Source organism: Corynebacterium kutscheri (genome assembly GCF_000980835.1).
Taxonomy (GTDB): Bacteria; Actinomycetota; Actinomycetes; order Mycobacteriales; family Mycobacteriaceae; genus Corynebacterium; species Corynebacterium kutscheri.
Map to the genome: position 1 here is coordinate 2282093 of NZ_CP011312.1, position 15959 is coordinate 2298051.

The following is a 15959-nucleotide window of genomic DNA, read 5'->3' on the forward strand; positions in this document are numbered from 1 at the left end:
AGAATTATGCATAACAAGTATCTCTATGTCCGGTTAAAAAGAGTAACTCTTCCTATTCTGGTAAGCAGCCTTATAGCTACCGGATTTGCTCCTGTAGCGCAGGCAACTCCTTCTGATACCAGTACAGTTGTCACAGACAGCCAGCTTGAGAAAATAACAGACAACACGGATGATCCCGATTATGTCCCGGATTTCAGCGAAGACATAGACTCACCGCCACCCGATGATCCTGATGGTTCTGAGGAAGCAGAAAAAGATGAGACTAAGACAGCAAATGCTGCTCACCCAGATTCCAGCATCACCCCTATTGCTGAAATTCAAGGAACCAGTGCAGAAAGTCCGCTGCTCAAACAACAAGTAACCACCCAAGGTATTGTGACTGCGGCTTATCCAGAAGGTGGTTTCCGTGGCTTTTATATCCAAACACCCGGAACCGGTAAAACGGAAAAGCACAGCGGTGATGCTTCCGATGGGCTGTATGTTTACCTGGGAAAGAATGAGAAAAAACTAAAAACAATGCCTAAAGTTGGGGATTCTGTCATAGTGCGTGGACAGGTCGTCGAATTTAAAGAGCTCACCCAGCTTAACAACCCCGTGGTTACCATAAGCGATACTGCCTTTGAACCAGTGGTACCGATCCAGGTAACCAATATTCCTGCCGGTGATATTCGAGAAGCGTATGAAGGTATGCTGGTACAACCTACTGGTGCTCATACAGTTACTAGTAACTACACCTTAAATACATACGGCACTATTGGTCTTGCCCTAGGAGATTCCGCGTATCGTCAAGCCACTGACTTTATTGCACCAGGGCGAAAAGCTGCCGAGATCATGGCTCAGCAAGCTGCTGAACAATTTACGCTTGATGACGGACGCGGCGTTAACTACTTGTACAGCGATAAAAACACCCCCTTGCCTTATATCGCACAAGATAATGCCACCGTTATTAAATCATTGCGTACCGGTGATCCAGTAAGTTTCCAGCACCCAGTAATTGTGGATTATCGTTTTGACCAGTGGAATTTCCAGCCAACTACGCCGATTACCGGTAATACCGCTGGGGTTGATTTGCCCATTACCTGGACAGAATCACGTGAGGCAGAACTAGGTAGAGTCGATAATGTTGCTGGTCAATATTCACTTGCTAGCTTCAATGTGCTCAATTACTTCACCACCTTGGGCGAGACTAAAGGGTGTAAATCGAATAATGATCGCCACGGCAACCCAGTCACGGCAAAGTGTTCTGCGGTACGCGGTGCACATACCCACAACGCATTTGCAGATCAGCAGCGTAAAATTGTTGCCGCAATCAACCGACTTAATGTTGATGTGTTAGGTCTCGAAGAAATTGAAAACACTGAAACCACTGGATCAGGTGATCGTGATTATGCACTCAAGAACTTAGTTGATGCGCTTAATGCAGCGGCTGGTTCACAGCGGTGGGCATATGTTGCTTCACCAGAAACTCGTGGCGATAACGAAGATCTTATCCGGGTCGCCTTTATTTATAATCCCGCCACCATTAAACCAGTAGGTCAGTCTCATATCTTTAATGATGATGCCTTTACCGGCAAAGCTCGTCAACCATTAGCACAGGAATTTTCGGCAATTAAAGATGAAAAGGCACGTTTTGTTGTAGTAGTTAACCACTTCAAGTCCAAGGGTTCAGTTATTGATAATGACCAGGACACCGGCGATGGTCAGGGCAATAATGCCACTGTTCGTCGTAAGCAATCCGAGGCATTAATCAAACATCTGAAATCACATACTGAATGGAATAATTCGCCGGTCTTTATTTTAGGTGACCTTAATTCTTATAGTCGCGAAGATGCAGTAACCACCATCGAAAAAGCTGGTTTTAGTAATATTGCTGAGAAATATGACGCTGGTATTTCTTATCAGTTTAGTGGTCGGCTAGGTTCGCTCGATCATGCGTTAGGCAATGAGGCTGCGATGAAGCTTGTGCGTGGTGCTGAGGTGTGGGATATTAACTCCGATGAACCGGTTGCATTTGAATATGCACTGCGTAATTTCAATGCCGTGGATTTCTACCAGGACAATGTGTTCCGTTCTTCCGACCACGATCCAATCAAGGTTGGTTTTGACCTCTTTGAAAAACAGTCTCAGCCACAAGACCCTGATGATTCCTCAAGTGCCAAGCCTGGCGTATGGAAGACAATTTTGGCGGTTCTTTCCGCAACTGCGCTGATCAGTGGTGTTATTGCTTTCCTGGCTAATATGCTTTTCCCCGGCTTTAAGGACATGCTCAATCGTTTAAGTAGCTAAGATTCTATTTTTTAATGCTCTTTCGCCCACCTTATTTTCTCTCCAAAACTAAGGTGGGTGTTCATTAACCCTACTTATCGACGACTAAAATCAATATGGCGGCCAATCGTCCAATCTCGATCGCTAAACATTCGAGCAGCCACCAAGCCGCAACCAATGGCTACAATGAACATCATTGCGGTACTGGCAAAAGAAAGCGCTTGATCCATTTGCCCAGTAGTAAAGTAATAGACCGATCTAAAAATTGCGGTTCCGGGAATCATAATCACCGCAGCCGGAACAGTAGTAGTAATTCGTGGCAAGGATGTCCACCGAGCAACTACCGCACCAAGTAATCCCACAATTAAACCACCAGCAAATGCTGCCACATAGTCAGTTGCACCTAAGACAATAATGCCCAAACGCGCCATATTCGCTATGGTTCCTACTAAAGCAGCCACGAGAACCATTCGTCGCGAAGAATTAAACAAAAAAGCAAAACCAGCGATACCAACAAAACTTGCTCCGGCAGCAACTAAATACCAGTTTAAATTGCTTTCTTGGGGCGGCAGATCCGGACTTAACCCGGTACCCCAGCTAATAAGGGCAACGGTAAATGCAGCTACGCCAATGATAGTCAGTGAGTACACTAGCCGACTAATACCTGCATCAAGATCAAAGCGGGCGAGGTCAATAAGTGCAGAGAAAAGTGGAAAACCGGGGATCAAAAAGAGGACGGCAGCAATATAACCAGGAGCATAGGACTCTGGAGCAAGCAGAAAATAACTCAAGGATGCACTAAGCCCAGCCATCACAATGCAGCCTAATTGGTTAATGTGGCAACGATGCAATAACCCACGTACCAATTGTCCACAAGCAGCAGAAATACCGACGATAATAGCAAAATTCCAGGGGAAAAAGTTCAATAAGGCAAAAGCTGCACAGGCGAAAGCTGCTGCCAAACAAAGCACCCCAATATTCCATCGCTTGCGCACATTATGTTCGATTTCATCAAGCAACGTCGTAAGCTCATAGGCACTAATCCCGTAATACAGACGATTGTGGGTGAGATCTTCGAGCGCTTCAATTCGGGAAGCATCCACCGTGGGTGGGTTTTGCTGGGCGACTATAGTGCGAAAATGCTCACCTCGGTGAAAAGTAACGGTAATTTGAGTAACGCCTACCACTGCATCGAGCTGATCAAAACCAACTGCGCGTGCAGTACGCTTCATAGCGCGTAACACCCGATAACCCGAGGTACCGGCTCCCATCAACATCATTCCAAGGCGTAAAACTACATCCGCCTCAATGCCCATACGCCGATAATCAGCCAGCGAATCCATTTCATATTCCTTGGTGCGACAATAATTTTATCCTTTAAGGCATAACAGAGAAACACACATATGAGCTAGATAAATATGCCTCTTATCACTTCTGCTAACTCATTTTTGCTTATCGACGAGTCTTCACATATCGAATAGTTCCAGATAGTGAAAATACATTCACTACCGGCTCAAGCAAGATGTGTCACACTAGAAATAACCGGCATTTACTACGAAGAAAAGGATCTCCATGCTTCTTTCTACTTACCTACCAACTGATATTCCTACTCGGCATGACGGTGTTGATAAGTTTTTTGAGGTTATTAATCCCGCTACCGAAGAAGTCATTGCCCAGGTCTGCGATACTGATTCGACTCAGTGGCTTTCAGCTTTAGCGCGCGCTCACGCAGCACAAAGTAAATGGGCTGAGTTTTCACCCCGAGAAAAAAGCGAAATATTGCGCACAATCTATTCTCGTATCGCCGCCCGGCGCGATGATTTCGCCCGCACAATGACCTTGGAAATGGGTAAACCACTTGCCGAAGCCGGTGGGGAAGTAGACTATGCCAATGAATACTTCCGCTGGTTTGCCGAAGAGGCAGTTCGGATTCCGGGGCGTATTACCCCAGCGCCTGCGGGTGGGGGACACATCGTCGTAACGCATCAACCGGTAGGTGTGGTGTTAGCAATTACCCCATGGAACTTCCCGCTAGCCATGGCTGCACGCAAAATTGCCCCGGCACTAGCGGCTGGCTGTCCAATATTGATTAAACCCGCCCAACTCACGCCACTAACAATGCTGTTGGCCGGAAAAATAATAAAGTCAGTGTTGGCAGAAGCCAATGCACCTACCGACCTGATTCATATTCTTCCCACCACAGATGCAACCAATTTTTCTGCCACTTTGCTTAACGATTCTCGATTGCGCAAACTTACCTTTACTGGTTCTACTGCGGTAGGTAAAACCCTCGTGGAACTTTCAGCGCGTAATTTGGTGCGTACCTCGATGGAGCTAGGTGGTAATGCGCCATTTCTTATTCACCACGATGCCGATCTTGATCTGGTCTTAGAATGTGCTATGCAGGCGAAAATGCGCAATGGTGGCCAAGCATGTATTGCAGCTAATCGTTTTCTTGTCCATGAATCAATCGCAGCAGATTTTAGTGCCCGGTTAGTAGCTAAAATGCAAGCAATAACCCTAGGCAACGGTCTCGATAGCAATATTCAATTGGGTCCTTTGATCTCACAAAAACAACGTGATCAGGTGGCTGAACTGGTAACACAGTCGGTAGATGATGGTGCGATTATCCGTTGTGGTGGCACTGTTGCGTCGGGTAAAGGTTTCTTCTATCCGGCAACAGTACTCGATAATGTAAGCACTAGATCACGGATTTTTAACGAAGAAATCTTTGGCCCCGTTGCCACCATTACTACTTTTAGTACGCTTGAGCAGGGAATTAAGTTAGCTAATGATACCGCTTATGGTCTAGCTGCTTATGGTTTTAGCGAGAATGTGCATACTGCACACCACTTAGCTACTGCGTTAACAGCTGGCATGGTGGGTATTAATAAAGGTGCTATTTCTGATGCTGCCGCACCTTTTGGTGGCATCAAAGAATCTGGTTTTGGTCGAGAAGGCGGCCAAGAAGGAATACTGGAATATTTAGACACCAAATACATCAGCCTCTAGGTCACTATGGTGCTGCGCCGGGTAGCTCATACTAAGCGCCCGGCGCGGTAGGAAGTGTAGTTAAGTGCCTCGTCGACACGTAACTATTATTAGGTGTAGTACGTACCACATGATACTGGGCACTAATGATTTTTGATGCTGGTACGCTTAACTTCATGTCTAACTATCACCCTGACAATCACTTTAATATTGCAGGTAAACTGGCATTTGTTACTGGTTCGACGAGGGGTTTGGGCGCTACTTTAGCCGCGGGTCTTATTGCTCATGGGGCGAAGGTTATTATCCATGGTTCCAACCCAGAAACTGCCCAACAACAGGCGGCGGTGTTAGGAGCACATGGCAGTGTTGGCTTTCGGGTAGATAATCCAGAAGCAACAGCAGAGGCGATGGCACAGTTATTAGATCAGTTTGGTACCCCAGATATTTTGGTCAATAATGCTGGGATTCAGCGTCGCAACCCCATTGCACAATTTAGCGATGCCGATTGGCGCGATATTGTTGGCACCAATCTTTCTGGGGTTTTCCATGTTACTCGGCCGATTGCGGCGGCGATGCAACAACGCGGTAGTGGCAAAATTATTATGATCGGTTCGGTGCAATCGCGTCTTGGCCGGGCTACTATTGCGCCTTATTGTGCGACCAAAGGTGGAGTAGCCATGTTCGCTCAGGGGCTGGCAGCGGAATTATCCAAAGATAATATCCAGGTTAATACTATTTCACCAGGTTATTTCGATACAGATATGAATAAAGCGCTTGTCGACGATCCTGAATTCAGCGCCTGGGTAGCCAACCGTACCCCAGCCGGTCGCTGGGGTAATCCGAACGAGCTCATTGGCCCACTTGTTTTCTTAGCCTCAGATGCATCGTCTTTTATTACCGGACAGAATCTAGCTGTTGATGGTGGCATGACCGCCGTGGTCTAAACCTGAGCTAGACGTCGATAAAACCTCGTACCGAAAGAAGAGATAGTGAAAGCAGCGCTGATCCTTAAGAAAAACGAACTTGTGGTCACCGATGTCCCTGACCTGCCTAGCGCCCATAGCAATGAGGATATGGTTGCTATTAATGTCTCTTATGTAGGAATTTGCGGCTCTGACTTGCACTATTATTATGACGGCCAGGTAGGCGCATTTGAATTACGCGAACCACTTATTCCTGGACATGAAATGAGTGGTTACCTTGACGACGGAACTCCGGTGACCATTCACCCCGCCACTTTTGGTACCTGCCAACCTGGTCTAGAAGATCAGCCGCATATTTGGCCACACGGTGCATATTTTGGTTCCGCCTCCACCTGGCCACATACCCAAGGCGCCATGGTAGAAAGAATTCTGGTACGTAAAGATCAAGTGCACGTTTTACCCGCTACCTTAGATATTCGACGCGCAGCTCTCGTAGAACCGTTAAGTGTTGCACTACATGCGATCACTCTTGCTGGAAACCTCAATGGCAAGAAAGTATTGGTTTCTGGAGCTGGACCTATTGGCCAATTAGCTGCCGCCGCCGCACTAGTTAAAGGTGCACAACAAGTATGGCTTAGCGATATTTTCGATGAACCACTTGAGCGTGCTCATGCTCTTGGTGAGATAACCACGGTGAATGTTTCTACCGACCAGCTTCCGGAAGAGGAATTCGATATTGTTCTAGAGTGCGCCGGTGTTGCCGCAGCAACTACGGCTGCGCTGGTGGCGGCTCGTCGCCAAGCAACTGTTGTGCAGGTGGGCATGTTACCAGGTCAGCCGGTAGGTATTAATCTTGCTCCGCTCGTAGCAAAAGAGTTATCCCTTAAAGGTACATTCCGTTTTAATGACGAAATTAATCAGTCTATCCAATTGCTTGCTGAGCACGAGCTTTTCGACGCCGTCATCACGCATACCTTTGATCTTTCCGAGGTGCACACCGCTTTTGCTACCGCGAAAAATGCACAGCTTTCGGGAAAAGTGCTCGTCAAGGTGGGCAGGTAAATGTCAGCACAACATATTGTCATTATGGGTGTTTCTGGCTCCGGTAAATCAACTGTAGGCGCACTACTTGCCCCGCTACTGGGTATCGACTACCGCGATGGCGATGATATGCACCCACAAGAAAATATCGACAAGATGGCACAAGGTATCGCGCTTAACGATAAAGATCGCTGGCCCTGGTTAGAAAGCATTGGCAGCTGGCTTGCCCAGCAACCCGATGGTGCGATCGTCGGGTGTAGCGCATTAAAGCGCAGCTACCGTGATCTTATCCGCTCGCACTGCAACACTGTGATATTTGTGCACGTCCACGGCGATTTCGATACCTTATATCAACGCATGAATAACCGACCAGGGCATTTTATGCCCCCGACACTTTTGCAATCACAATGGGACACCCTCGAAGCACTCAGTGCAGATGAAGTAGGGCGCGTTTTTGATATTCTCGATCCGCCAGAGAAGATCGCTCAGCAGGCAGCTTCCTGGATACGTGAGGTTGCAGTTTCTTAAAACACTTCCACTATCAACTGCACGTACTCTGGTTTTAAACACTAAGGAACTTGCAGTTGATATGCAATGCTGTTTATTAAGCTAAAGGTTTTTTCACTTCTGCCTGTACATATAAACGCCGTTCGGTATTTGTTCGCAACTAAAAGATAAATATCTTCAGATGTAAAGAAAAATGGATACCCACCAGCGTAAACAACAAAAACTCTTACGACCCAAAATGAAGAATCGTAAGAGTATGCGTAGCAATGAAACAGAAAAGGCCAATACTACTTTAGCCCATAGCGCTATTTTTGCCATAGGTTAAGTCAAAGAGCTTGCCCCATATCTCACCTGCCCTAGCCCCATAGCGCTCATATTCTTCCTGATCGCCCTCTTGATAATAAAACTCATAATACTCCATCGCTACGGAGTAATACTCACAGTCTTCACGATACTGCTCACCATACAAGCTAGTGCAACCTTCAGTGCGACTCTTCCATGAAGCAAATTGTTCTCCGGTAAAATATTTTGTGTAATCCGAGACAGTTTCTGCATGTGCTGGAGCAATTGCAGCTGCCGAGCCCACCATCATAAGAGCGCTAGCAATAGTTAGGCCGATTTTACGAATCTTCACAAGAAAATCCCCCTTTAACAGAAAATAGGAAAACAAATAAACGATCCAGTAGGAACACTATGAAACACTACAACAATTTCCACAAAAACTAAAGTTTTTCTAAGAAAAATCTTAGGAAAGGTTAAATTTGTAATCTGGTATAACTATTTGCACACAGAACCACCAGGGAAAAGACCCCTATTAAAGTTATTATTGCCCGAAAAACACAATATGCCCCCCCACTATCAACCACGCGCTACTTCCTATAAATCGGACTCCCCACAACCGGAATATAGGCAGCAAAACCTAAAACAATACGAAAGCACCTAGTAAAACTAACTTTTACTAGGTGTTTTCGTGATTCTCCTGGAGGGATTTAAACCCCCAACCTTCTAATTCGTAGTCAAAATATTTCCCTGACCAACCAACAATAATCCAGCTCGTATTCGACCGTTGTTTGAGATGAACACATACGCTCATCGAAGATGAGACCAAAACACGAAATATAAAAAAGTTCGCGCATCTCCACAGCCACACACCAACCAAATAAACTTTTCGTTACAAGTAAAAACCCCAGATAACGCCCATGCTTAACATCATCACGCTTCTTTTTATAAAGCGAAAGTCACCCCGTACAGTGCTAACACAATAGCGAACCCCACCGCCGAAACCAGCACTTGGTTAACTGTCCAGGTACGCAAAGTAGTAGGAACATCCATATCCATAAGCCGACCAACCAACCAGAAACCAGAATCATTAACATGGCTACCAAATACAGAACCAGCGGCAGTTGCTAAAACAATCAGCGCTAATTGCATCTCAGAGTAACCACCGGCTTCTACCGCGGGAACCATCAACGCGGCAGCTGTAGTCAAAGCAACTGTAGCCGAACCCTGAGCTAAGCGCAGCACTACAGCAATAAGATAGCAAGCAAAAATCACCGGAATTCCTAGCCCATCCATAGCAGCAGCCAGTGCATCGCCAATGCCTGAGGTACGTAGCACGCCGCCGAACATACCACCAGCACCAGTAATTAAAATAACCGAACAGATTGGCGCCAGCGAGGATTCTAAAGTTTTCTCGATAACCGATCGATCTACACCACGCCTAATACCGAGCACAATGATGGCCACCAACAGGGTAATAAGCAAGGCAATGGGAGTTTGGCCAAGGAAAACAAAGAAACTATACCAACTACTATCTTTCGCAATAGTCTCGTTAGCTGCCAAGGTGGTTAACCCAGTATTACCAAAAATAAGCACCAGTGGCAGCAGCAAAATAGCGATCACCTGTGCTGGGCTAGCCGGATTCTTGGGCAACTCATCTTCGTTTAGTTGCGGACCATTGAGCATATCCGAAACTTTAAAATTATATTTTCCGCCTAAATATAAACCTAACCGGTAACCAGAAACATACCAGGTAGGAATAGCCACAATCAGGCCAAAAAGCAGCACTAAGCCAATATCAGCGTGGAAAAATCCCGAAGCAGCTACCGGTCCTGGATGCGGTGGTAGATAAATGTGCATAACCGAAAATGCACCGGCTGCGGGAATACCATAGGTAAGTACCGGACCATTAAGGCGTCGTGCTACCGCAAAAATAACTGGCAGCATCACAATCAGACCAGCATCAAAAAAGATCGGGAAACCCATGAGCAACGAAGCCACACCGAGTGCAAAAGGTGCTTTATCTTCGCCAAAACGGTTCACTAACGCATCAGCAAGCGTTTTTGCTCCCCCAGATTGCTCAACTAAGCGACCAATCATAGCCCCTAGCCCCACCAACAAAGCAACCGATGCCAAGGTAGAACCAAAGCCAGAAGTCAAGGTAGCCACAACACCAGAAAGCGGAATACCCGCAGCAAGTGCGGTAAGCACGGAAACCACAATCAGGGTGACAAAGGCGTGCGCCTTGAAGTAAATAATCAGCAGCAGAATTACTGCCACCGCTGCTGCCGCGATTGCTAATAGTGGAGCCGCACCAAGCGTAGGCTCCCAGGTAGACATGTCCATGTATTTTCCCTTCTTAAAAAGGTGAACTACTGCCGAATACCGGCACATTTCCCCCTTTGAATCTACACAACAGTGCTCTGAGAACTTGGTATTTGCACAGGTGTGAGCGATAAGACACGTTTTAGGGAAAATCAGGGTTGATATATCACTGGCTTGTCGACGTTTATCAGCACCTTTGTTTCTACGGCAAGATTAAACTCTTTTAATTGGTGAGGGGTTATATCAGCGATAAGCGATTGTCCTACACAAGAAAGTGTCACTCGATGCGCTAAGCCACGGTCTTCAATAGCAACTACAGTTGCTAAAGTTCTTTTATCTTCCACAGGTATATCGGTAGCTAAATCAACTGGATAAAGCTGTATTGCGGTTGGGGGAAAAACTATGTGTACCGGCGTAGATGATTGCATATTAAGTTTGTCTTGTAGCTGTGCATCTTCTATGGCAAAAAAGGTGCCATCAACTAGTAGCTCTCCATTGGAAAAATATGCTGGAACTAAATTAAGCCCAACAAATTTAGCCAGAAAAGCGGTTGGTGGATGACGGATAATGGTTTCTACTTGTCCAGAAGCAACAATATGGCCGTTTTTAATTTCAATGACCTTATCGGCTAACGCCACTAGATCAAGGAAGTCGTGGGTAACAATAACAACGGTTCTCTCTTTGAACCGTTGCTGCATCAACCCACGTAACTCTGGAGAAACCGTTGCGTCTAAAGCTGCAAAGGGTTCATCAAGTAGTAAAACCGCAGGATCAGTAACCAATACACGAGCAATAGCAACCCGTTGGGCTTGGCCACCAGACAGTTGCTGAACACGACGCAATTTAAGATGCCCACAACCAACTAATTCTAATTCTTCCTCAGCACGCTGATAAGACTCTGATCTGCTTAAACCTTGTGCACGCGCGCCAAAGGCAACATTATCAATTACATTAAGATGCGGAAATAACAATGGCTTTTGGCTAAGGTAGCCAATTTTTCGGTGATGCACTAAAACTGGGCTATTGCCTAAAAGTTCTTTTCCGTCGATAAGCAACGAACCAGAATCTGGCATTAAAATTCCAGCGATGAGCTGGATTAATGTAGATTTACCGGCGCCATTGCTACCTACAACTGCAAGTGTTTCCCCCTGATCAATATTGAAAGTAAGATCAAAATTGCGCGCTTGCAGTTGAGCGTCGATGTGCAACCTAGCGGCCACGCAGCCTCCCCGATAAAGCAACAATAATGGCAGCAACTGCTAAAAGAACTACGGATAAGGCAATTGCTAAATCTGTATCAGTTTCGCGCAGAAGATAAATCTCTAATGGCAAAGTTCGTGTTTTTCCCTGAAGGGAACCGGCGAAAGTTAAGGTTGCCCCGAACTCACCAAGCGCTCTCGCAAAAGATAATGCGGTACCCGAGGCAATTGCTGGAGCCGAAATAGGCACAGTAATCTGCCAAAAAATGCGCGAGGGTGAGGCTCCCAAAGACGCAGCGGCTCGCTCATAATCCATACCCTGGGTACGCAATGCGCCTTCTAGGGAAACCACCAAAAAAGGCAATGCCACAAAAGTTTGTGCCACAATCACCGCGCAGGTAGTGAAACTAAGTTCAATACCAATCGCTGATAATGAACTACCTATTAATCCTCGTCGACCAAGTGTCGTTAAAAGGGCTAAACCTGCCACTACCGGTGGCAAAACCATCGGGATAGTAATAAGTGTCCGTGCCCAGGTCACCCATTTCCCGGTTGAACGAGCAAGCACTAACGACAAAGGAACACCAATAATTAATACCAATATTGTCGAAATGGAGCAGGTAACTAGGCTCAATACAATCGCGTCAATGGAACGTCGCGAGGCTAACAACATCGGAAACTGCGTCCACTGAGCCTGAATAAGCATGCCCGCCAATGGCACGGCGAGCACAATAAATCCGATACTAGAAAAGATAAGTGTCCAGCGAGGGTAATTAATCATTGTTGAAAAACAGTTACTTAATCGGTGCGCCAAAGCCTGCTTCGGCAAGCTGCGGCTGCCATTGATGAGTAAGTTTGTCGATATATTCTTGTGCAGCTACTGGATTCTTACCATCTTTGACAACTGCTGCCCAATAAGTATTAGGGTCATCAGATGCTCCCGGAATTTCCATAGTAAGTACATCTTTACCGGCGGCATCAGTGGCATAAACCAAACCCGCATCAGCTTCCCCAGATAGCACCTTTCCTAAAACATCGGTGACCTTTGTTTCTTCACTGACCGGAGTCAAAGTCATGCCGGCTTTTTCAGCAACCCGAGCTGTCGCCTGACCACAGGGTACTTCGACTTGGCAGACTACAAGTTTTGTTCCTGCCAAGCTGGCATCAAATCCGGTAATGCCTGCTGGATTATCAACAGGAGTAACTAGTACTAGGTAGTTAGTAGCAAACATAACTGGATCACCGTCAATTACTCCCTCGCTAACGGCACGATCCATATTTTTCTTATCAGCAGAAAGGAATACATCGGCTGGTGCGCCGCCAACCAACTGATCTACCAAACCAGAAGAACCATCAAAGGAATATTCTGCTTCGCTACTTATTTCTGGGAGAATTTTATTGAGAGATGCAGCAGCAAAAACTACTGGTGGCACTTCTTGTTCTGCCGTATTCTGCGAGGAACTGCTACATGCAGCAGCAAAAATAGCTACAGAAGAAATCAAAGCTACAAGGACTTTTTTCATTATTTTGATCTTTCAATAGAAACATTAGTTGCCTTAACCACCGCAGTTGATACCGAACCAACTTCAATTCCTAGTTCCTGGACTGCTTCGGTAGAAATTAGTGATACCAAACGGTAGCGGCCGCACTGCATCTCAACCTGGCTCATTACCTTGTCGGAAATAACTTTTGTCACAATTCCAGTCAAGCTATTACGCGCAGATTTTAAAGAATCTTTCGGACTAAAAATTTCGAGTTGATCATCAGCTAATTCGACAGCAAGTTGAGCAAGGTCTTTGTTATTTATGACCGCACGTCCTGAATCATCGTGGCTGGCACTAATCCGACCCGCATCAATCCATCGGCGTAAAGTATCGTCGCTAACCCCTAGCAAGGCAGCAGCCTGCGAAATCCGCAAATACGTCATGAAATAACATTATATGTTGAAAAAGCGGATTTATTGCCATTTTATAAGGCGTATACTAAAAATATGTCTTATTCTGCATCCGTTATCACCTGCTCTGATCGAGCCGCTGCCAATATTTATGAGGATCGATCCGGACCAATCTTGCGGGAAGCATTAGCTGAGCTTGGGTTTAGCGTCGCTGAAGCAACAATAGTTCCCGATGATAAACAACTTATTAGCCAAGCTATCCATAATGCTGTGACAGCGGGTAATCGAATTATTATTACTACTGGAGGTACTGGTATCAGCCCTACTGACCTCACCACTGAAGTCACAAAAGAGCTTATTACTTATGAAATTCCAGGAATTATGGAAGGCGTGCGTCGTTTTGGTAGTGAAAAAGAACCCCGCGCTCTACTTTCGCGTGGAGTTGCCGGTGTTATTCAACGTGAAAATGCGTTAACAGCAGTTATTATTAATGCCCCAGGATCACGCGGTGGTGCTCGCGATACTATTGCCGTCGTTGGTCCACTACTAGAACACATTGTGGAACAACTCGATGGTGTCGATCACCCCATGGATCCCATTGAACCAGGAAACTAAATCAACGGCATAAAACTAGTTGTTTTAAGCAAAAACTGCCTGGTTAATTTTTACCTCCAACCAGGCAGTTTTTCGTTTTTATTTTTCAGCCTATTGTCGTCGCCAGTCTCCTGAACGACCACCACTTTTCGCAATAATTTTGGCGCATTGAATTTCGGCAGACCGATCAACGCCTTTGACCATATCAACAACCGCTAGCGAAGCCACTGTTACCGCTGTCAGAGCTTCCATTTCTACTCCGGTACGGTCTGCTGTGCGCACGGTAGCTGTAATAGAAACACCCTCGTCGATAATTTCTAGATCAATAGTAACTCCGTGTACTCCGATCACATGCGCTAAGGGAAGCAAGTCAGGAACTTTCTTAGCTGCGGCAATACCTGCTACCCGTGCTACTGCTAATACATCACCTTTAGGGACTGTGCCATTTCTCAGTGCCGCAACAACTGTTGGTGAAACAGCCACGAGTGCTTGGGCTACTGCTGTGCGAACGGTTGGTTGCTTAGCAGTAACATCTACCATTCGGGCTTCACCACATGTGTTGAGGTGCGTAAATTCCATATTTAGCTATCTCTTTCTATCTGCCTATCGACGCTTTTTCACTCGCTAGACGAGCACATCATTTATTAGTATTAAGAAAATCTATCCGTGCGAAAAATCTGCACGGTTTCTCCAGGACTAATCTCTGCTACTTCTGCCGGGATAATCGCTATTGCATTGCTTAATGCTAACGATGCCACCAAATGCGAACCAGAACCCAAGCGATGTGCCGGTCGAACCCACTTATTTTCTACAATTACTGGAATATATTGGCGTCGCTTTTTAGCTCCTCGCCACCCTACCTCGACTACCACTTCTTCCAACTCTAAGTCAGTTTTTCGCCCCGCACACAATTCGATAAGTGGGCGAACAAAAAGCCATGCTGAAATATAGGCGCTTACCGGGTTTCCGGGTAAACCTAAAAGCGGAATTTTCCGGCTATCTGCTGCTTGTATCGTGCCACATGCCTGTGGTTTGCCTGGTTGCATGGCAACCTTGGTGAACTGAACTTCTCCTTCAGTTACTTGGCGAACAACTTCATATGCTCCCGCGGAAACTCCACCGGTGGTCACAACAATGTCAGCTTCGGCGGCGCGACATAGTGCACTACTAAAAAGTTTTGGATCATCTGAAACTGCTTCCGCCATAATAACTTCCGCACCAAATTGTTTGCACAACTCAGTGACTAAAATGGAGTTTGAATCTGGAATTTGGCCGAACCCTAATGGTTGACCAGGCGCTACGAGTTCCGATCCAGTAGCAAGCACTGCTACTCGTGGCCGAGGAATAAGTGATACTTCTGCATAGCCTAAAGATGCCGCCGAAGAAGCTGCCGCTGGGGTCCACAGTAACCCCGCCGGCAGTACTTTTTCTCCCACCGCACAATTTTCTGCTTTACGACGTACGTGCTTTCCGTGTGTTACCGAATCATATATGGTCACCGTTTGCGGTACTTCGTTTTTCCCAGCCGTGTGATCGGTTAATTCCACTGGTACCACAGAATCGCTTCCGGGAGGAAGTGGCGCACCAGTCATAATTCGAGCACATTCACCTGCACCAATACTAGGTACCTGCTGGGCTCCTGCTGGAATATCACCAACAACTTTTAACACTACTGTTTGATTGCTGCTAGGTGCAGAACCACCGGCGCACGGATCCGTGTCATCATTGCCAGCAGTGGCTATATCTGCAGCCCGCACAGCAAAACCATCCATAGCTGAATTATCAAAAGGTGGTACTGGAAACCGTGCCGTTAAATCTTCAGCAAGGATGCCACCAATACCAGCCGCAATGGGCAGTTTCTGTGCTGGTAGCTGTGCTCCAAGACTAAGAACTTTTTGGAGATACTCTTCAACAGTTAGCATCATATTCCTCCCATAACTG

Annotated in this window: 15 protein-coding genes; 6 read left to right on the forward strand and 9 right to left on the reverse strand. The window is 46.3% G+C overall.

Annotated features, from left to right (window positions below; genetic code table 11):
* Positions 1 to 6: 6 nt before the first annotated feature.
* Positions 7 to 2286: an ExeM/NucH family extracellular endonuclease gene (locus UL82_RS10220; RefSeq protein WP_052735967.1), complete on the forward strand. Its 2280-nt coding sequence runs from the start codon at positions 7 to 9 to the stop codon at positions 2284 to 2286.
* A gap of 74 nt (positions 2287 to 2360) precedes the next feature.
* Here the strand turns inward: UL82_RS10220 and UL82_RS10225 are convergent, their stop codons facing one another.
* The gene (locus UL82_RS10225) at positions 2361 to 3581 is read right to left on the reverse strand and encodes a threonine/serine exporter family protein (protein WP_126317132.1); all 1221 of its coding nucleotides are present in this window, start codon (positions 3579 to 3581) and stop codon (positions 2361 to 2363) included.
* 256 nt (positions 3582 to 3837) lie between these two features.
* Here UL82_RS10225 and UL82_RS10230 point away from each other — a divergent pair, with 256 nt between their 5' ends.
* From UL82_RS10230 to UL82_RS10245, 4 genes are all read left to right on the forward strand, one after another.
* Entirely contained in the window at positions 3838 to 5277 is a 1440-nt protein-coding gene (locus UL82_RS10230; RefSeq protein ID WP_083966476.1) for an NAD-dependent succinate-semialdehyde dehydrogenase, read from the forward strand.
* Between the two features lie 155 nt (positions 5278 to 5432).
* A complete protein-coding gene (locus UL82_RS10235; protein ID WP_046441546.1) occupies positions 5433 to 6200 on the forward strand; it encodes an SDR family oxidoreductase in 768 nt (255 codons plus the stop codon).
* Positions 6201 to 6245: 45 nt separating this feature from the next.
* A complete protein-coding gene (locus UL82_RS10240) occupies positions 6246 to 7241 on the forward strand; it encodes a zinc-binding dehydrogenase (RefSeq protein ID WP_046440882.1) in 996 nt (331 codons plus the stop codon).
* A gap of 24 nt (positions 7242 to 7265) precedes the next feature.
* Positions 7266 to 7748 (forward strand): gluconokinase, encoded by a 483-nt coding sequence (locus UL82_RS10245; RefSeq protein WP_126317131.1) that lies wholly within the window; start codon positions 7266 to 7268, stop codon positions 7746 to 7748.
* Between the two features lie 271 nt (positions 7749 to 8019).
* Here UL82_RS10245 and UL82_RS10250 read toward each other — a convergent pair whose 3' ends face one another.
* The 6 genes from UL82_RS10250 to UL82_RS10275 all read right to left on the reverse strand — a co-directional run bounded on the left by UL82_RS10250 (position 8020) and on the right by UL82_RS10275 (position 13457).
* Positions 8020 to 8361: a hypothetical protein gene (locus tag UL82_RS10250; RefSeq protein WP_046440885.1), complete on the reverse strand. Its 342-nt coding sequence runs from the start codon at positions 8359 to 8361 to the stop codon at positions 8020 to 8022.
* A gap of 590 nt (positions 8362 to 8951) precedes the next feature.
* Positions 8952 to 10346 (reverse strand): GntP family permease, encoded by a 1395-nt coding sequence (locus UL82_RS10255; RefSeq protein WP_046441548.1) that lies wholly within the window; start codon positions 10344 to 10346, stop codon positions 8952 to 8954.
* Positions 10347 to 10483: 137 nt separating this feature from the next.
* On the reverse strand, positions 10484 to 11551 hold the full coding sequence (locus UL82_RS10260) for a sulfate/molybdate ABC transporter ATP-binding protein (protein ID WP_052735969.1): 1068 nt from the start codon (positions 11549 to 11551) through the stop codon (positions 10484 to 10486).
* Positions 11541 to 12311: an ABC transporter permease gene (locus UL82_RS10265; RefSeq protein ID WP_046440887.1), complete on the reverse strand. Its 771-nt coding sequence runs from the start codon at positions 12309 to 12311 to the stop codon at positions 11541 to 11543. The genes UL82_RS10260 and UL82_RS10265 overlap by 11 nt, the downstream gene beginning before the upstream one ends.
* Positions 12312 to 12324: 13 nt before the next feature.
* Positions 12325 to 13053, reverse strand: a complete 729-nt coding sequence (gene modA, locus UL82_RS10270; RefSeq protein ID WP_046440890.1) for a molybdate ABC transporter substrate-binding protein — start codon at positions 13051 to 13053, stop codon at positions 12325 to 12327.
* A complete protein-coding gene (locus UL82_RS10275) occupies positions 13053 to 13457 on the reverse strand; it encodes a TOBE domain-containing protein (RefSeq protein WP_046440892.1) in 405 nt (134 codons plus the stop codon). Before UL82_RS10275 ends, modA begins: the two co-directional genes overlap by 1 nt.
* 63 nt (positions 13458 to 13520) lie before the next feature.
* Here UL82_RS10275 and UL82_RS10280 point away from each other — a divergent pair, with 63 nt between their 5' ends.
* Positions 13521 to 14039: a MogA/MoaB family molybdenum cofactor biosynthesis protein gene (locus tag UL82_RS10280; protein WP_046440894.1), complete on the forward strand. Its 519-nt coding sequence runs from the start codon at positions 13521 to 13523 to the stop codon at positions 14037 to 14039.
* Between the two features lie 90 nt (positions 14040 to 14129).
* On the opposite strand, the gene moaC is transcribed toward UL82_RS10280, so the two are convergent.
* Both moaC and UL82_RS10290 read right to left on the reverse strand, forming a co-directional pair.
* Positions 14130 to 14597, reverse strand: coding sequence for a cyclic pyranopterin monophosphate synthase MoaC (gene moaC, locus UL82_RS10285; RefSeq protein ID WP_046440896.1), 468 nt, complete (start codon positions 14595 to 14597; stop codon positions 14130 to 14132).
* A gap of 71 nt (positions 14598 to 14668) precedes the next feature.
* The gene (locus tag UL82_RS10290; RefSeq protein WP_083966478.1) at positions 14669 to 15943 is read right to left on the reverse strand and encodes a molybdopterin molybdotransferase MoeA; all 1275 of its coding nucleotides are present in this window, start codon (positions 15941 to 15943) and stop codon (positions 14669 to 14671) included.
* Positions 15944 to 15959: the final 16 nt, after the last annotated feature.